At 75.9% G+C, this 17471-nt stretch carries 12 protein-coding genes and 1 tRNA gene; 8 read left to right on the top strand and 5 right to left on the bottom strand.

Annotated elements, in window-relative coordinates:
* Window positions 1-44 precede the first annotated feature (44 nt).
* Together ACWIZO_RS24750 and ACWIZO_RS24745 are read left to right on the top strand one after the other, a co-directional pair.
* Complete coding sequence (locus tag ACWIZO_RS24750) at window positions 45-749, top strand: phosphatase PAP2 family protein (RefSeq protein WP_448640234.1); 705 nt, start codon at window positions 45-47, stop codon at window positions 747-749.
* Window positions 746-1258 carry a pirin family protein gene (locus tag ACWIZO_RS24745; protein ID WP_448640233.1) on the top strand — a complete coding sequence of 171 codons (513 nt, stop codon included), beginning with the start codon at window positions 746-748 and terminating at the stop codon, window positions 1256-1258. The genes ACWIZO_RS24750 and ACWIZO_RS24745 overlap by 4 nt, the downstream gene beginning before the upstream one ends.
* On the opposite strand, the gene ACWIZO_RS24740 is transcribed toward ACWIZO_RS24745, so the two are convergent.
* The 4 genes from ACWIZO_RS24740 to aceE form a co-directional block, all read right to left on the bottom strand.
* Window positions 1233-2081 carry a hypothetical protein gene (locus ACWIZO_RS24740; RefSeq protein WP_448640232.1) on the bottom strand — a complete coding sequence of 283 codons (849 nt, stop codon included), beginning with the start codon at window positions 2079-2081 and terminating at the stop codon, window positions 1233-1235. The two genes, ACWIZO_RS24745 and ACWIZO_RS24740, sit on opposite strands and share 26 nt — an antisense overlap.
* The gene (locus ACWIZO_RS24735; protein ID WP_448640231.1) at window positions 2069-2845 is read right to left on the bottom strand and encodes a MerR family transcriptional regulator; all 777 of its coding nucleotides are present in this window, start codon (window positions 2843-2845) and stop codon (window positions 2069-2071) included. The genes ACWIZO_RS24740 and ACWIZO_RS24735 overlap by 13 nt, the downstream gene beginning before the upstream one ends.
* Window positions 2846-2876: 31 nt before the next feature.
* Window positions 2877-4649 carry a multicopper oxidase family protein gene (locus ACWIZO_RS24730; protein ID WP_448640230.1) on the bottom strand — a complete coding sequence of 591 codons (1773 nt, stop codon included), beginning with the start codon at window positions 4647-4649 and terminating at the stop codon, window positions 2877-2879.
* Window positions 4650-4818: 169 nt separating this feature from the next.
* Entirely contained in the window at window positions 4819-7617 is a 2799-nt protein-coding gene (gene aceE / locus ACWIZO_RS24725; RefSeq protein WP_448640229.1) for a pyruvate dehydrogenase (acetyl-transferring), homodimeric type, read from the bottom strand.
* 336 nt (window positions 7618-7953) lie between these two features.
* Here aceE and ACWIZO_RS24720 point away from each other — a divergent pair, with 336 nt between their 5' ends.
* From ACWIZO_RS24720 to ACWIZO_RS24705, 4 genes are all read left to right on the top strand, one after another.
* Window positions 7954-8379, top strand: a complete 426-nt coding sequence (locus ACWIZO_RS24720) for a DUF3052 domain-containing protein (RefSeq protein ID WP_204690813.1) — start codon at window positions 7954-7956, stop codon at window positions 8377-8379.
* 134 nt (window positions 8380-8513) lie between these two features.
* Entirely contained in the window at window positions 8514-8975 is a 462-nt protein-coding gene (locus ACWIZO_RS24715; protein ID WP_448640228.1) for a peroxiredoxin, read from the top strand.
* A gap of 49 nt (window positions 8976-9024) precedes the next feature.
* Window positions 9025-9096 (top strand) — tRNA-Val (locus ACWIZO_RS24710).
* 434 nt (window positions 9097-9530) lie between these two features.
* Entirely contained in the window at window positions 9531-9824 is a 294-nt protein-coding gene (locus tag ACWIZO_RS24705) for a hypothetical protein (RefSeq protein WP_448640227.1), read from the top strand.
* A gap of 165 nt (window positions 9825-9989) precedes the next feature.
* Here ACWIZO_RS24705 and ACWIZO_RS24700 read toward each other — a convergent pair whose 3' ends face one another.
* Window positions 9990-12758 (bottom strand): LuxR C-terminal-related transcriptional regulator, encoded by a 2769-nt coding sequence (locus ACWIZO_RS24700; protein WP_448640226.1) that lies wholly within the window; start codon window positions 12756-12758, stop codon window positions 9990-9992.
* A gap of 783 nt (window positions 12759-13541) precedes the next feature.
* Between ACWIZO_RS24700 and ACWIZO_RS24695 the strand changes: the two genes are divergently transcribed.
* Entirely contained in the window at window positions 13542-13838 is a 297-nt protein-coding gene (locus ACWIZO_RS24695) for a hypothetical protein (protein WP_448640225.1), read from the top strand.
* Window positions 13839-14001: 163 nt separating this feature from the next.
* Complete coding sequence (locus ACWIZO_RS24690) at window positions 14002-17160, top strand: glutaminyl-peptide cyclotransferase (RefSeq protein ID WP_448640224.1); 3159 nt, start codon at window positions 14002-14004, stop codon at window positions 17158-17160.
* Window positions 17161-17471 lie beyond the last annotated feature (311 nt).

The following is a 17471-nucleotide window of genomic DNA, read 5'->3' as shown; positions in this document are numbered from 1 at the left end:
GCCGTCAGCGTGTCACGGGTCGGGGCGTCGGGGAGAGTGGGGGCGTGGAGCCCGCCCTGCACCCCGCCGCGCCGTCCTCGCCGACACGGACGCGCCGGCGCGCGCTGACCGCCGTCGGCGCCGGCGTCGCCGTCCTCGGGGTGCTCGGCGCCGGGGTGCTCACCGGCTTCGCGCCACAGGTCCGCCTCGACGACGCGCTGAGCCAGGAGCTCTACGCCGGCGACGACCGCTCCGCACTCGTGAGCGGGCTGCTGGAGGTCCTCACCACGCCGGGGGTCACCTGGTTCCGCGTGCTGGTCTTCCTGCCGGTGCTCGTCGGGCTGGCCGGGCGCCACGCGTGGCGGACGCTGGCCTGGGTGGCCGTGGCGATCGTCGGGATCGGCCCGCTCACCACGGCGCTCAAGGAGCTGGTCGGCCGCGCGCGCCCGGCGTTCGAGAACGGCGGCCTGGGTTACGACACGCTGAGCTACCCGAGCGGGCACTCGTCGGGCATCGCCACGCTGGTCACCGTCGCGCTGGTGCTCGCCTGGCCCCGGCTGTCCGCGCGCGGCCGCCGGGTCGCCGTCGTCGCCGGCGTCGCGCTCGCCGTGCTGGTCGGGCTGACCCGGATGTGGCTGGGCGTGCACTTCCTGTCCGACGTCGTCGGCGGGCTGTCCCTCGGGATGGCCTGGTCGCTGACGGTGGCCCTGGTGGCCGGCGGCCTGCCCGGTGGCCCGGGAGCGCTGCCGGTCCGCGGGACGGCGCCGTGACCGCCCTGGTCGGCCGCACCCTGCTCGAGCCCGGCGACGGGTCGCTGGGCCCGCTGCTGCGGGTCACCGACGACCGGCTCGCGCCCGGCGCCGGCTACGGCCGCCACGAGCACCGCGCGGTCGACGTCGTCGCGGTCGTGCTGGCCGGCTCGCTCACCCACGCCTGGGGCGACGGCACACCGATGGGCGCCGGGGACGTCGGCGTGCTGCGCGCCGGGACCGGGCTGGCGCACGACGAGGTCGCGGGCCCGGACGGCGCGCGCGTCGTCCAGACCCACCTGCGGTCCGCCGACCCCGCCGCGGCGCCGTCGCACGCGGTGCTCCGGGCCGTGCGCGGCTGGGTGGACCTGCACCGGCCCGACGCGCGGCTCTGGACCGGGGACGCCGGGGACGCCCCGGACGGCGTCGTCCTCTCCCTGGACCCGGAACCGGCCCGCGTCGGCGGGGTGCGGCGCGGGCCGGTCCTCGTGTGGCAGCTCGACCTCAGCCGGCCGGACTGGGCGGGCTGAGCGAGGACCCCGCCGCGACGCCGGCCCGGATCGCCGCGACCGCCGCGGCCGGGTCGTCGGCGGCGAACCGGACCGCCGACACGACGTGCGCCCGGCGCCCGTCGGTCAGGTCTGTCGGCCCGATGAGCGCGACGTCGACGGTGGTGCCGCCGCCGACGCCCATGGTCAGGACACCGTCCGTGACCGCGACCGTGCGGTCGGGGGCCGCGCGCCGCCGGACGCCCGCGCCGGCCACCCGCTCGAGCGGGACGGCGACGTCGGCCCAGGTGCCCGACCGCAGCCGCAGCGTGGTCGCCGTGACCACGTGCGGCCGGACGACGTTGCCCGCGGCGATGCCGGCCACCGCGAGCAACGACCAGACGCCGACGACGAGCAGGGCGGCGCGCACCCCCGGCCACGGGACGGCCAGCTCGACGACCACCAGCTCGAGGACCAGGACCACGAGGAAGGTGACCGCCATCGGCCGCAGCGCCCGCTCGTAGCCGATCGGCACCGCCCCCTCGGGCACGCCGTGCCGCCGGCGCCGCAGGAGCAGGACGAGCGACCCGGCGGTGCGGGCCTCGTGCAGCAGCGCGGCGGCCGCCGGGCCGGGCAGCACCGCACGGAGCGCGGCCGCCAGCGCCTCCTCCCGGTCCGCGCCGCCGGCGCGCTCCCGGCGGAAGCGGTGCACGCCGGTCGCCAGCTGCCCGGCCGCCAGCAGCGCCAGTGCCGCCTCGACGGCGAGGAACACCAGCGCGGCGGAGCCGAGCGACAGCCGGCCGGTGACCACCAGCACCGCCTCGACGACCAGCAGCACCGGCCCGGCCCACCTCAGCGCGCGCACGCCGCCCACTCCTGACCGGCCAGCTCCACGCACCGCCGCTGGGCGGGGGCGAGGCCGGCGAGGAAGGCCTCCCACGCGGTGGGGTCGCCCCCGTCCGGCCCGCCACCCGCGCCGGCGAACCACTCCCGGCCGGCGGCGGCGAGCTCGGCGGCCAGCTCGGCCACCGCGGGATCGGCCGCCCGCACGGTGGCCAGTGCCTCGAAGCGGGCCGCCCAGCCGGTCATCGCCGCGACGGCCGCGGGGTCGGCGAGCGCGGCGCGGTAGGCGTCGGCCACCGCGTCGAAGCGCTCGGGCCCGGTCGCGGCGAGCACCTCGAGGAGCTCCCGGTCACGGGCGACGGCGTCGGCGGGTGCCCCGGGAGCGGCGCCGGTGAGGGCCTCCAGCAGCTCGGTCACCTGCGGGGGAGCGGCCGGGTCGCCGTCGCGGGCGAGCAGCGCCGCCAGCTCGCGGCGCCGGGCGCGGATCGCGTCCTCCTGCCGGGCCAGCTCGGCGTCCAGCGCCTGCAGGACCTCCCGCAGCCCGGCCGCGTCGGGAGCCGCGGTCTGCCCGAGCGCGGCGGCCACCTCGGGCAGCGACAGGCCGAGCCCGGTCAGCCGGCGGATCCGCAGCAGCCGGACGGCGTCGCCGAGGTCGTAGTCGCGGTAGCCGTTGGGCCGCCGTCGCGGCTCGGGCAGCAGGCCCACCTCGTGGTAGTGCCGGACCGCCCGCGTCGTCGTCCCCGCCAGCCGCGCCAGCGCCCCGATGCTCACCACGGGGAAGAGCATCGACCCTGCCGCTGCGGCAAGGTCAAGACCGCTACCGGACGACGAAGCGCTGCATCATCTCGTTGTCCTCGTGCTCGAGCAGGTGGCAGTGCCAGACGTACTCCCCGCGGAAGGTGCTCCCCATGGCCAGCGGCGCACCCCCGGCGGCGCCGGCCCCGAAGGGCACCCGGATGCGGGTGACCTCGCCCGGCAGCGCCACCACGGTGTCCTTCCAGCCCCGCTCCTCCGCCGCCGGCGGGCGAGGCCGGCCCAGCAGATACGGCGTGGCCGGGGGCGGCGGGTAGGGGCCGGTGCCCGGCATCGGCTGGCCCGGCCCGTACGTGTCCGCGGAGTAGGACCGCACGTCGAGCTGCTGCCGGTCGAGCACCTGGAACTGGGTGTAGTGCAGGTGGATCGGGTGGGCGACGCCGGTGCCGTTGACGAACTCCCACTGCTCGACGGTGTCGGCGGCCACCGGAGCGGTCGTGTAGTCGGCCGAGGCGAACGTCCGGTTGTTGAGCAGCGCCATCATCGGGCCGCCGGCCATGTCCATGGCGTGCACCAGCGTCATCGTCCGCGTGGCCGCCACCGGCAGGCCCTCGAGGCGGGTGACGGGGACGGCGCGCAGCCGGGCCGGCAGCGGGGGTGCCGCGCCGACCTGCTCTCCCACGGTGAACCGCATGACCTCCGGGAGTGCCGGACCGCCGCCGGTGTCGCCGGGAGCGCCGCTGCGGTACGGCGCCGGCGCGTCGTTGCCCAGGACGACGTCGGTGCCCGGGGGCAGGTCGGAGAAGTCGACCACCAGGTCGGCGCGCTCACCGGGGCCCAGCGTCACGACGTCCAGCGGCACGGGGGCGTCGAGCAGGCCGCCGTCGGTGCCGATCTGCCAGAAGGGCAGGGCGGCGGCGTCGCGGAGGAAGCGCAGCCGGTAGAAGCGGCTGTTCGCGGCGTTGACGATCCGGAAGCGGTACCGGCCCCGGTCGACGCCGAGCGTCGGCCAGGCGCGCCCGTTGACCGTCGAGACGTCGCCGAAGAACTCCGGCACCCAGGTGCGCGGACTGCCCGGGACCGAGGCCACCGGGTAGGCGAGGGACCCGTCGTCGGCGAAGGCGCGGTCCTGCAGCAGCAGCGGCACCTCGTAGGGGCCGCCGGGCAGCCGCGAGCCGTCGCCGGGGTCGTCGTCGTCCCGGAGCAGGTAGAGCCCGGCCAGCCCGGCCAGCACGTTGAGCCGGCCGGTGGCCATGGCGTGGTCGTGGTACCAGAGCGCCGTGGCGGCCTGGGCGTTGTCGTAGTGGTGCGTGCGGGCGCCGCCGTGCGGGACGGTGTCGAGCGGGCCGCCGTCGGAGTCCGCCGCGGTGTTGCCCCCGTGCAGGTGCAGGGCGGTGCGCGGAGCGGTGCGGTCCTGGTCGGCCGGCCCGGACAGCAGCCCGGCGGAGATCGCGTCCTGGACCAGCGAGGTGTCGATCGCGCCGGCCAGCGGGTGGCCGGTCAGCCCGTCGACGACGGTGAGGTCGAAGGGGACCCCGCGGCGCGCGACCACGACCGGGCCCAGGCAGGTCTGCCCGCCGGCCCCCTGGTAGGCCAGCGATGACGTGGGCGGGAGGTCGGCGTGGTAGCGGTGCAGGGTGCCGGCCGTGCGCAGGGTCGCGGCCCCCGCGGTGGCGTCGAGCACGCCGAGGTCGGCCATCGTGGGCAGCGGCTCGGTGAACCGGCTCAGCCCGGCCGCGGTGGCCGAGCGGGCCGGCGTCGCCACCGCCACCGGGAGGGCCAGGAACGCGGCCGAGGCCGCGCCCAGGCGGAACAGCTGTCTCCGGTTCAGCTCCACCGACGCGTCCCCCTCGGTCGTCTGCTGCGGACACCGAGCGTAGGGGAACCCGACGGTTCCGGTCACCCCGGGACGGCGGTGGGGGCCGGGTCGACCGACCCGGCCCCCACCGTCACGACCCCGGCCCCGCGCCCCGCCGCGAGCGGTGGGGCGCGGGGCGGTCCTCACCTCACGTCGCCGGGCTCGGGTCCGTCCGCTCCTCCGCCGGCGCCTTGCGGACGTCGCGGATCTGGTACTTCTCCACCGCCTCGCGGACCTTCGACCGGTCGAGCTCACCCCGGTCGGCCAGTGACGCGAGCGTGCGCACGACGACGGACTCGGCGTCGACGTGGAAGTGCCGCCGCAGCGCCGGGCGGGTGTCGGACAGGCCGAACCCGTCGGTGCCCAGCGTCGACATGCCGCCCGGGACGAACGGCGCGATCAGGTCGGGCACCGACTTCATCCAGTCCGACACCGCCACGACCGGGCCCTCGGCGTCCGCGAGCTTCTGCGTCACGAAGGGCACCTGCGGCTCGTCCTCGGGGTGCAGCAGGTTGTGCTCGCTGACCACGTCGGCCTGCCGGCGCAGCTCGGTCCACGACGTCACCGACCACACGTCGGCCGACACGCCCCAGTCCTCGCGGAGCAGCTCCTGCGCGCGCAGCGCCCACGGCACCGCCACACCCGAGGCCAGCACCTGCGCCCTCGGTCCGTCCCCCTGCCCCGGTGCATAGCGGTACATGCCCGCCAGCAGGCCCTGGACGTCGAGGCCCTCGGGCTCGGCCGGCTGGCTGAACGGCTCGTTGTAGACGGTCAGGTAGTACATGACGTCCGGGGAGCGGTGCCCGCCCAGCGGGGCGCCCGGGTCGTCGCCGTACATCCGGACCAGGGCGTCGCGGGTGATGTGGGCGACCTCGAAGGAGAAGGCCGGGTCGTAGGAGACCACCCCGGGGTTGGTGTGGGCGAGCAGCAGCGAGTGCCCGTCCTCGTGCTGCAGGCCCTCGCCGTTGAGCGTCGTCCGCCCGGCGGTGGCGCCCAGGATGAAGCCGCGGGTCATCTGATCGGCGGCGGCCCAGAAGCCGTCGCCGGTCCGCTGGAACCCGAACATCGAGTAGAAGATGTAGATCGGGATCATCGGCTCGCCGTGCGTGGCGTAGGAGGTGCCGACGGCGGTGAACGACGCCGTGGAGCCGGCCTCGTTGATGCCCTCGTGCAGGATCACGCCCTGCTCGGACTCCTTGTAGGCGAGCATGAGCTCGCGGTCGACCGAGGTGTAGCGCTGGCCGGCCGGGTTGTAGATCTTGTGCGACGAGAAGAGCGAGTCCAGGCCGAAGGTGCGGGCCTCGTCGGGGATGACGGGCACGAAGCGCGGGCCGAGCTCCTTGTCCTTCAGCAGCTCCTTGAGCAGGCGGACGAACGCCATCGTCGTCGCCACCTCCTGCTTGCCCGAGCCGCGGCGCAGGACGTCGAGCGCCTTGTCGTCAGGCGCCTTGAGCTGCTTGAACTCCGAGCGCCGCCGCGGCACCGCCCCGCCCAGGGCCCGGCGCCGCTCGAGCATGTACTGCATCTCGTCGGAGTCCGGCTCGGGCCTGTAGTAGGGCGGCAGGGTCTTGTCGAGCTGCTCGTCGGGGATGGGCAGGTAGAGCCGGTCGCGGAAGGCGGCGAGGTCCTCGGCGGTCAGCTTCTTCATCTGGTGCGTGGAGTTGCGGCCCTCGAAGTGGCTGCCCAGCGTCCAGCCCTTGATGGTCTTGGCGAGGATGACCGTCGGCTGGCCCTTGTGCTCCTGCGCCGCCTTGAACGCCGCGTAGACCTTGCGGTAGTCGTGCCCGCCGCGGGAGAGGTCCCAGACCTCCTTGTCGCTCATGTGCTCGACGAGCTTGCGGGTGCGCGGGTCACGGCCGAAGAAGTGCTCGCGGACGAAGGCGCCGTCCTCGGCCTTGTAGGTCTGGTAGTCGCCGTCGGGCGTCTGGTTCATCAGGTTGACCAGCGCGCCGTCGCGGTCGGCGGCCAGCAGCGGGTCCCACTCGCGGCCCCAGATCACCTTGACGACGTTCCAGCCGGCGCCGCGGAAGAACGACTCCAGCTCCTGGATGACCTTGCCGTTGCCGCGGACCGGGCCGTCGAGCCGCTGCAGGTTGCAGTTGATGACGAAGGTGAGGTTGTCCAGCTCCTCGCGCGCGGCCAGGCCGATCACGCCGAGCGACTCCGGCTCGTCCATCTCGCCGTCGCCGAGGAACGCCCACACGTGCTGGTCGGAGGTGTCCTTGATGCCGCGGTCCTGCAGGTAGCGGTTGAACCGCGCCTGGTAGATGGCGTTCATCGGGCCCAGGCCCATGGAGACGCTGGGGAACTCCCAGAAGTCGGGCATCAGCCGCGGGTGCGGGTAGGACGACAGGCCGCCGCCGGGGTGGCTGACCTCCTGCCGGAACCCGTCGAGCTGCTCCTCGGTCAGCCGGCCCTCGAGGAAGGCGCGGGCGTAGATGCCGGGGGAGGCGTGGCCCTGGAACCAGATCTGGTCGCCACCGCCGGGGTGGTCCTTGCCGCGGAAGAAGTGGTTGAAGCCCACCTCGTAGAGCGAGGCGGAGCTGGCGTAGGAGGAGATGTGCCCGCCGACGCCGATCCCGGGCCGCTGCGCGCGGTGGACCATGATCGCGGCGTTCCACCGGATGTAGGCGCGGATGCGCCGCTCGGTCTCCTCGTCGCCGGGGAAGTACGGCTCCCGCTCGGGAGGGATCGTGTTGATGTAGTCGGTGCTGCGGAGGGCCGGGACGCCGACCTGCTGCTCGCGGCTGCGCTGCAGCATCTTGAGCATGAGGTAGCGGGCCCGCCCGCGGCCTGCGTGCTCGACGACGCTGTCGAGCGACTCCACCCACTCCTGGGTCTCGTCGGGGTCGGTGTCGACCAGCTGGCTGGGGAGTCCGTCGGTGATGACCGCGCGGGGCTGGCCGGGGTCGCGGGTGGGGTCCCCACCCTGCTGCGGTGCACTCATGCCCCCATCGTCGCGCGTCCGGGCGGTCCGCGTCACGCGAGGACCCCGGGGCGGCCGCGTACTCCCGGGTACCGGCTCGCCGGCGGCGGCGGAGTGCGGCCCTCCGCGGAGCGCTTGCGCCTGACCAGGCATGCCCTACGCTCCTGCCCACGCGGACCGACGCCGTCGGCACCGTGTGTCCGGGCAGGAGAGGGGTGACATGACCAGGCAGCGGGTGGCCTCCCCGCCGGTCGTGTCCGCCGTCGGCCCCCGACACCCCCACGCGCCCGTGAGCCGGCGCGCCGTGCCCGCCGACCCCGGGTCGGCGGCCATCGAGCCTCTGGAGGAACAGCAGGGATGAGCGTCGACTCGGGCAGCGCCAGCATGGCGGCCCGGCTGGGCATCAAGCCGGGCATGGTCGTGCAGGAGCTCGGCTGGGACGAGGACGCCGACGAGGACCTGCGCGACTCCATCGCCGAGGTCTCCGGGAGCGACATGGTCGACGAGGACACCGACGAGGTGGCCGACGTCGTCCTGCTGTGGTGGCGTGAGGACGACGGCGACCTGGTCGACGCCTTGGTGGACGCGATCGCCTCGCTGGCCGACGACGGCGTCGTCTGGCTGCTGGTGCCGAAGTCCGGCCGGCCCGGCCACGTCGCCCCCGGTGACGTCACCGAGGCCGCGCCCACCGCCGGGCTGGCGCAGACCAGCAGCATCTCGGCGGCCAAGGACTGGTCGGGCATCCGGCTGGTCACCCCGAAGACGGCGCGCACCCGCCGCTGAGCACGGACCCCCTCGCCCCCCACGCCTCGCTCCGCTCGGCGCGGGCCCCTGCGAGGGGGCCGCGCCAGCACGTCACCAGGCCCCCGCGAGGGGGCCCGTTCGAGCACGTCACCACGTGAGGCAGGATCGGGTGCATGAGCCTCTCCGTCGGCGATGCCGCGCCCGAGTTCAGCCTCCCCGACCAGGACCGGCAGGTCGTCTCCCTCGCCGACCTGCGCGGGACCCCGGTGCTGGTCGTCTTCTACCCGTTCGCCTTCTCAGGGATCTGCACCGGTGAGCTGTGCCAGCTGCGCGACGAGCTGACCACCTACACCGACGCGGGCGTGCGGGTCGTCGCGATCAGCACCGACCCGGTGTTCAGCCTCAAGGCGTTCAAGGCGCAGGAGGGCTTCGACTTCCCGCTGCTGTCGGACTTCTGGCCGCACGGCGCCACCGCGCAGGCCTACGGCGTCTTCAACGACAAGGCGGGCATGGCGGTGCGCGGCACCTTCCTCGTCGACGCCGGGGGGAGGATCGCCTTCGCCGAGGTGAACCAGCCCGGCGACGCGCGCGAGCAGTCCGGCTGGAAGGACGCCGTCGCGGAGCTCGCGGCCTGAGGTCCGTCTCCCGGATCCACCGCCCGGCGGCACCTACGCTGGGCGGGCGGGGCGCGTAGCTCAGCGGGAGAGCTCTCGCCTTACAAGCGAGCGGTCGCAGGTTCGATCCCTGCCGCGCCCACACCTGTGACGTCCCAGGACGTCGCGGACGCCCGGACCCATGATCTGTGGGTCCGGGCGTCCGTCGTCTCCGGCCGGGCCCGCCACCACGCCGTGCCGCTCCCCGTGGGCCGTACGACGGCGAGGGGGACGGCGGACCCTCCCGGTCGTCGACGTGACCGGCGTCCGGTCCCAGCGGCCCAGAACGGTCACTACGTGGTCCGAGCCCCTTTTCTCAGTGGTCGTACTGCGACGTCGGTGATCCATTCCTCCGTTCTCCGTAGTCGATGTCGACCAATTGTCATCTGGGAGTTGCAGTCCGCTTTCGCGACTGGAAACGTCCATTCCGCCGACACCGCGATGGTGTTCGGCAGCGGTGGCCGATCGGCTCGGGAAGTCCGGTCGGCCGGCGTGCACGACGCCCGACACGGATGACACGGACGACCAGGAGGACCGATGTTCGAGGACCAGTACGTCGAGCTGCTGCCCGCACGCACCACCATGCAGCTCAACGGTGGCGCCGGTGGCGCCGGCGGTGCCGGTGGGGCTGCCAACGCCATCTCGCTGGCGCTGAACATCCCGACCGTCACCCAGACCTCCACCGCCGTCGCGCTGTTCGGCGGCGACGCCACCGCCACCAACGACGCCACCACCGGTGACGCCACGAGCGGCGCGGCCGACGCGGTCGGTGGCGCGGGTGGCGACGGCGGCGACGGCGGTGCCGGCGGCACGGTGGACGTCACGGCCTGACCTCGCGGCAGCGCGGCGGTGCCGGGCCGCGGAAGGGTGGCCCGGCACCGCACGGAGGGGAGCGACCGGTCTCCGGTCGCTCCCCTCCCGCGTCCCGGCGGGCCGTGGGCGTCGGCCGGGCCCGGCTCGTGCACGTCCCCGGCCGGACGCGGCCGTCGCCGGACCTCAGCTGCCCTGGGTGGCCCGGCTGGCGGCCCGGCTCGCGGCCCGCTGACCGTCGCGGGGCCGCGGCACCCATCCGCGGGCAGCCGTCACCAGCGCGACCGTGAGCGCGGCCCGGGTGCTGATCCCGAGCTTGGTGTAGGCGTTGGCGAGGTGGGTCTCCACCGTCCGGACCGACAGCTGCAGCTCCTGCGCGATGCCGAGGTTGCTCAGCCCGTCGGCGGCCAGCGCCGCCACCTGCCGCTCCCGCGCGGTGAGCGGCCGCACCCCCACCTCCTGCAGGGCGGGGGAGTGCACCCCGCCGGCCGCCCGCGCGAGGGCACTGGCCCGCGCGGCGGAGGCGGCCGCGCGGCGTCGCCGACCGGCGGCGGCGTGTGCCGCGGCGGCCTGCGCGGCGGCGTCGGCGGCGAGGGCGCCGGCACCCATGGACTCGAACTCGGTGGCGACCTCGTCCAGCCGGTCCCCGTGCCCGTCTGCGAGCGCGCGGGCGTGGGCGGCGCCGGCGCGGACCAGGGGACCGCCGACGACCCCCGCGAGCTCCTGCAGCCGTGCGGCTGCTGCGCCGGTCCCGCCGAGACGGACGACGACGTGCAGGGCGCGGGCCTCCACCGCCGGCTGTCCCGTGCCCGCCGCGGACGAGGCCGCCCCCAGCGCCGCCGCGACCGCGTCCTCGCCACGGCCGGCCAGGGCCGCCGTCCACGCGTGAGCGAGCTGGGCCTCCGGTGCGGACAGGACGACCGGGGAGGGACTCGGCGCCGCCAGGACCTGGCGGGCGCGGACCGCGTCCCCGGCCAGGGCGAGGGCCTGGGCCAGCTGCGCCCGGCACAGCGGGAGCAGTCCGAGCGGGTCGCCGTCGGCCAGCTTCGCGGCCGCCTCGGCCAGCCACCGCGCCGCCTCGACCGGCCGGCCCGCCGCCAGCGTCGCCGAGCCGACGCCCTGGGCCGACACCGCGTCCCCGGCCCCGGCCGGCCCGGTCAGCGAGGCCCGGTGCAGCTCGTGCGCGCGCCGCACCGCCTCGCGGATCCGCCCGGACAGCTCCAGCGCGCGCACCTCGCCGTGGGCGAGCGCGGCGCGCGCGGTCGACGTCTCCGCCGTCGCCGCCGCCTCGTCGAGTGCCTTCCACCCCTCGTCGGCGGCGGTGAGCGCCTCGTCGGCGCGGCCCAGGACGGCGAGGGCGCCGGTCCGCGCCGCACACGCCCACAGCCGGCTCGCCGGGTCGCGCCGGGCGCCCTCGGTCGAGCCCAGCGCCTCCCGCGATCGTCCGGCTGAGTACAGCAGCAGACCGCGCACCGCGGACACCGCGTCCTGGTGGGTCCCGGCAGCGGCCCCCTCGACGCGGGCCTCCTCGACCGACCCTAGGCCGTAGAAGTGATTGAGGGTCCGCGTGACGGCGAGCTGCTCCCGCTCGGCGGCGGTGCCCGGCTCGGCCTCCCGGGCGGCGGCCTCCGCCTCCGCCGGGCGGCCCCGCCACCGCAGCGCCTCGGCCAGGGCGATCGAGGCCGCGGTGCCTGCTCCCCGCTCGAGCGCGACCCGTGCCAGCCGCTCGGCGGTGGGGTGGTCGCCCGCGGCGGCGGCCTGCCGGGCGGCCCGGACCAGCAGGTCGGCCCCGACCGCCGGGCCGTCGGTCTGCAGGAGGAGCTCCGCGGCCCGCGCAGGGTCCTGCTCGGTCCACCGTCGCGCCGAGGTGGTCGCGGCCAGACGCAGCTGGAGGGCCCGCGCGGTCGCGTGCGGCAGCCGGGCGCGCAGGCCGACGGCGTGCAGGGGTTCGGTCAGGTCCGCGGCCGGCCCGTGCGGCGTCTCCTCCACCGTGACCGTCCCCCGGCGCTCCAGGGCGGCGACCACCTCCGACGAGGTGAGCTCCACGAGGTCGGTCAGGTCCAGGGGACCGCTGACGGCCAGCAGCTCCGCTGCCGCCCGCTCCTCGGGACCGAGCTCGTCGGTCTCCGCCTGCAGCACGTCGAGGAGCCGCTGCGTCGGCTCGATCCCGCCGTCCCAGCGCCACACGCCGCCCACCTGGTGGAGGCGACCGGTGCCCAGGCCGGCGGCGACCAGCTCGCGCAGGTGGGCCACGCTCCCGCGGCTGGTGCGCCAGAGGAACTCCGTCGTGCGGCTGTCCACCGTCCCGTGCACCGCCGCGCTGAGCAGCCGGTCGACCTGTCCGCGGGACCACGGCGGGAGCTCGACCCGCGTGGCCAGCCCGTCCTTCCAGAGCGCGGCGACGACGTCGGGGAGCCGGGTGCCGCTGCGGACGGTGAGGACGACGCTGGCCCTCCGGGTGAGGACCAGCTTGTGCACCAGGGTGGCCGACAGGTCGTCGAGCAGGTGGGCGTCGTCGATCACCACGACCACGCGCCCGTGCTCCTCCCGGCAGCTGTCGAGGGTGGCGGCCAGGGCCTGCCAGGCCGCCGTCGGGTCCGACGACGCGCCCCCCACCGGCACCAGGTGGGTCAGCGCCCCGAGCGGGATGACCTCCGTGCTCCGCGTGCAGGTGACCCACTCGGTGCCGCGTCGCCGGTCCCGCAGGACCCGGATCGCCTCCTGCGCCAGCCGGGTCCGGCCGACCCCGTGCCGGCCCGAGACGACCACGGCGGCGGGCTCGCCGCCGTCGACGCGCTCGAGGACCGCGCGCAGCTCGCCGCCCCGTTCGACGAAGGCCCACTCCGCCTCGGACTGCGCCGCCCGCCAGGCCGGGGGATCGAGGCGATCGGCGTTTCCGGAGCCGAGGTGGTCGTCCGGCTCCTCGTTTCCCTGGAATCGCGTCGTCTCCCCCACGGCGCCGTACTTTATGGGCCGCACAATCGCCCCCAGGGATCCGTCGCAGGAGGATCGGCGCGACCTCACGACCGTTCTGCGGCACGTGCTGCGCACGCCGTCCGCCGCTGGGATCGGGGCTCCGGCGACGCCGGTCGGGGAGGAACCCGCAGGTCACCGAGTCGGAGCCGCCGTCGCGCCTCCCATCGCGAGGGCGCGCCCCGGACGGCGTCGGGATGTGGGCGGCTCGCCGGCAGGAGGCGGTGCGCTCGGCCGTCCGCGCTGTCGCCACGACGAGGGCTCGCCGCGTGGCAGGTCGAGGTACGTAGCGGTAACCACACGTTCTGTAGTAGCCGCCGGTGGACCGGGAGACACCCGCCGTTCGCCCTCCTCCGGACCCGGCTGCACCGCACGGGCACGCCGGAGGAGCGCTCCCGACGAGGCGCTCGGTCGACGAGCGCGCGGCGCGGACCGTAGGCCGCTCCGGCCCGGGACGAGGGCGGCCGACCGTGCGGTCTCAGTAGCGATGAGTCCCTCTGCGTAGTGGGGAGGACGTGTCTCCGCAGTGCACCATTTGTCCCTACGTGATCTCCCTTATGGGAGTCGGTAGCGCGCCTCTGACGATGTGTCATTCCTGTGTTGCGCACCGCACGCGCCGGGTGGAATGGTCGGGCGGCCGATGCCGGATCGGTGAACGGAAACGGTCGGATGCGGGGGATCGCCGGTGCGGCACATTCACGTGCCGTACCTCCGGTGTCATCCGATTGCCGCTGCACGACGACCGAACCAACAACAGGAGGACCAATGTTCGAGGACCAGTACGTCGAGCTGCTCCCCGCCCGCACCACCATGCAGCTCAACGGTGGCGCCGGTGGCGCCGGCGGTGCCGGTGGGGCTGCCAACGCCATCTCGCTGGCGCTGAACATCCCGACCATCACCCAGACCTCCACCGCCGTCTCGCTGTTCGGCGGCGACGCCACCGCCACCAACACCGCGACCACCGGTGACGCCACGTCCGGTGACGCCACGGCGACCGGTGGCGACGGCGGCGCGGGTGGCGCCGGCGGTGCTGGCGGCACGTTCACCCTCGGGGGTGCGTGACCTCCGCGGCTGCACGACCGTCCCGGGCTGCTGTGACGGGATGACCGTGCACTGACGGGAGGGGGCGGTCGGTTCCCGATCGCCCCCTCCTGTCGAGGCCGTCCCGCCCCGGGGTGCCGGTGCGGGTCGGTCGGGGAAGACCAGTCCGAGGGAAGACGGGACCTTGCAGCAGAGCACCCTGGTGAGCCCCACGGCGCCGCCGCCCGTGGCTGATCTCGACGACTCCCCTCGCCGGCTGGCCGAGGGCACCGAACTGCTCGGTGAGTACGCCGACTCCGGGTACCAGACGCCGAAGTACCTCGTGCGCCGGTCGGACGGCCAGGTCATGCAGCTGCCGGAGCTGCTGTACCGGGTGGCGGAGTCCCTGGACGGCCGCGATGCCGACGGGATCGCCGCGGACCTGAGCGCACGCTCCGGTCACGAGCTCACCGCCGAGCAGGTGCTGTTCCTCGTCGACGAGCGGCTCCGCCCGGCCGGGATCATCGCGTCCGGCGACGGGGACACCGGCACCGCGGGGGCGCCGGTCCGCTCCGACCCCCTGCTGGGTCTCCGGTACCGGGTCGACGTCGTCCCGGAGCGGGTCGCGTGGCGCATCGCCGGGCTGCTGCGCCCCTTCTTCCTGCGTCCGGTCTGGATCGCGGCGATGGCCGTGTTCGTCGCCCTGGACGTCGCGGTCCTGGCCCAGGGCGACCTCGTCGACCGGCTCACGTCGGGCGTGACGTCGCTGATCCACCGCCCCGCCCTCACCCTCCTGCTCCTCCTGCTGGTGTTCCTCTCGGCCGGGTTCCACGAGTGCGGCCACGTCACGGCCTGCCGCTACGGCGGTGCGCGTCCCGGGGCCATGGGCGTCGGCATCTACCTGGTCTGGCCGGCTTTCTACAGCGACGTCACCGACGCCTACCGGCTCGGCCGGACGGGGCGCCTGCGCGTCGACCTGGGCGGCGTCTACTTCAACGCCGTCTCCATGGCCGCGGTCACCGCCGCCTACCTCGGCACCGGGCAGGGCTGGCTGCTGGTCGCGGCCTTCGCGATGCACGCCGAGACCGTCCGGCAGTTCCTGCCGCTGCTGCGCTTCGACGGCTACTACATGCTCGCCGACCTGATCGGGGTGCCGGAGCTCTTCACCTACGTCGGGCCGGTGTTCGGTGCGCTGGTCCCCGGCCGGCGGGCGCACTCGCGGTTGCACGAGCTCCGGCCCCGGGCGCGGCGGCTGATCGTCGTGTGGGTGGCGATCGCCGTCCCGCTGCTCGCGTACTACCTGGTCGTGATGCTCCTCGTCCTGCCCCGGGTCGTGCCGGTGGCCTGGGACGCCGCGCTGCAGTACGGCGAGGAGATGCAGGCGGCCCTGGGGGAGGGGCGGCTGACCGCCGCCGTCCTGGGCGTCCTGCAGCTGGTCCTCTTCCTCGTCCCCTGGGTGGGCATGGTCCTGATCCTCGGGATGTTCGGGCGGCTGCTGCGCCGGGTCGTGGTGTCGTGGGGCTGGTCCTGGGCGGCGCCGGGCCGGTGGGGAGCCGCCCGCCGCTACGCCGCCCCCGTGGGGCTCGGGGTGCTCGGGGCCGCGCTGGTCCTGCGCGTGACCGCGGTGGCCCTGTCGGCACCGCTGTCCACAGCGGAGGCCCGGATCAGCGCCAGCGCGACTGGGGTGCTCGACGTCGGGCGCGCCGCCGCTCCGGCCGTGGGCCCGGGCGAGGCGGTCGTGCGGGACCAGGTGGCCGCCTACGCCGCCCTGACCGGCGCCTTCGACCGGCACGCCGACGTCCTCGGCGGCGGCCGGGAGCCGGCCGTCCTGGCCGTCCTGGTGCTGGTCGCCTGCCTGCTGCTGGTCTCCGCCGTCCGCCGCTGGCGGCCGATGGCCGTCGCCGTCCCGCTGGCGGCGGTGACCGCGATGGGCCCGGCCGTGTCGGCCCTGGCCACCGTGGGCCCGGGCGTGGTGGGCGCCGCGTGGGTGGCCGCGGGTGCCACCGCTCTCACGCTGGCCGCCTCCGGCCGCGCGGACGTCGACGACCGGCGGGGACTGCTCCTGCAGCGGCTCCTGGGCGGAGCGGGGGCCCTCGCGGTGGCCGTGGGGATCGCCACCGCACCGCTGCTGGGCGTGCCCCTGGCCGTGGCCGCCGTCCTGGTGGTGGTCCGCCGGGGAGCGCGCCCGGAGCCCGTGCCGTGGTGGACGCCGCTCGCCGTCGCCGCGTTCGCCGTCACCGCCCTCACGGCCCTGGTCGCCCCGGTGCTGCTGCGCGCGCCCGCGGGGACGGTGCTCTCCGGCCCGGAGCGGCAGCTGCTCCTCGTCGCCTCGCTCCTGGTCGTCGCCGCGGTGGCGGCCCTGCGGGAGCTGCGGTGGGCGGCGGTCGTGCTGGGGACGCTGGTGGTGGTGGCGCTCCTCCCGGCACCGGGTGCCGTGGCGGTCCTCCCGCTGGCCGTCTGTGTCGCGGCCGTGCTCGCCGCCCTGGCCGTCCAGGCGCTGGTGCGGCGGCCGGCGGCCGAGCGTCCGCACCCGCTGGTGCGGACCGGCCTCGTGGCGCCCGCCTTCCTGCTCGTGCTCGTCGGCACGCTCTTCGTGCCGCCGGCGCTGCCGCAGGGCGCGGAGCAGCACCTGACCAGCCGGTCCACGAGCGCGTCAGCCTCGGCGCCGGAGGTGCCGGTGCTGCGGGCGGAGGTGCTGGCCGAGGTCCCGCACGACCCGTCGGCCTTCACCCAGGGCCTGCAGCTGGACGGGGACGTGCTCTACGAGGGCACGGGACTGGCGGGGGAGTCCCAGCTGCGCGCGCTGGACCCGGCCACGGGCGAGGTGCAGGAGGCCGTCCCGCTGCCCGGCCGGCTGTTCGGCGAGGGCATCGCGGTGGCCGGGGACCGCATCTGGCAGCTGACCTGGCAGGACGGCGTGGTGCTCGAGTGGGACCGCGCCACGCTCACCGTGCGGCGGCAGCTGCCGCTGACCGGTGAGGGCTGGGGGCTGTGCTCCGACGGCGCGCGGCTGGTGCGCAGCGACGGCGGCGACCGGCTGCACTTCCACGACCCGGACACCTTCGCCGAGACGGGCAGCGTCGCGGTCACGCTGCGGGGGACGCCGGTGACCCGGCTCAACGAGCTCGAGTGCGTCGACGGCCAGGTGTGGGCCAACGTGTGGCAGACCGACGAGCTGGTCCGCATCGACCCGGCCTCCGGTGCGGTCACCGCGGTGGTCAACGCGGCCGGCCTGCTGGACCCGCAGCGCCGCGCCGACCCGGACGCCGTGCTCAACGGGATCACGGCGCTCGGCGACGGCGAGTACCTGCTCACCGGCAAGCTGTGGCCGGTCTCCTTCCGGGTCCGGCTGACCCCGATGTGACCGCGGGACGGTCGTACCTGGCGGCGGTGGAGGTGGAGCGTGTGACCCCCGAACCCGGCTGCGTGCCGCGTCACCGGCGGCCGGCGGTGCGCCCCGCCCCGCGCTCCTCCTGCGGAGCCCTCGCCGGGGTGCTCCTGCTCGTCCTGCTCACCGCCTGCGCGGCCCCCGCTCCCGGCGGGGCGAGCACCTCCTCCGGGGCGGCGGGCTCCTCCGGCGGCCCGGGCGGGACGACCGCGTCCGGTGGCGCCGGCGCGCCGGGTTCCCCGGGTGCCGCGGGTTCCGCCGGTGCCGCGGGTTCCGCCGGTGCCGCG

The organism is Geodermatophilus sp. URMC 63 (genome assembly GCF_053502565.1).
Note: the sequence above shows the minus strand (reverse complement) of the source record. Positions and strands in the feature narration are given on the sequence as shown.

What these genes read in the sequence shown, in the direction of transcription:
- ACWIZO_RS24735 (WP_448640231.1), bottom strand. Translation starts at nt 2,845, where the DNA reads ATGCTCTTCCCCGTGGTGAGCATCGGGGCGCTGGCGCGGCTGGCGGGG.
- aceE (WP_448640229.1), bottom strand. Translation starts at nt 7,617, where the DNA reads ATGAGTGCACCGCAGCAGGGTGGGGACCCCACCCGCGACCCCGGCCAG.
- ACWIZO_RS24720 (WP_204690813.1), top strand. Translation starts at nt 7,954, where the DNA reads ATGAGCGTCGACTCGGGCAGCGCCAGCATGGCGGCCCGGCTGGGCATC.
- ACWIZO_RS24715 (WP_448640228.1), top strand. Translation starts at nt 8,514, where the DNA reads ATGAGCCTCTCCGTCGGCGATGCCGCGCCCGAGTTCAGCCTCCCCGAC.
- ACWIZO_RS24705 (WP_448640227.1), top strand. Translation starts at nt 9,531, where the DNA reads ATGTTCGAGGACCAGTACGTCGAGCTGCTGCCCGCACGCACCACCATG.
- ACWIZO_RS24695 (WP_448640225.1), top strand. Translation starts at nt 13,542, where the DNA reads ATGTTCGAGGACCAGTACGTCGAGCTGCTCCCCGCCCGCACCACCATG.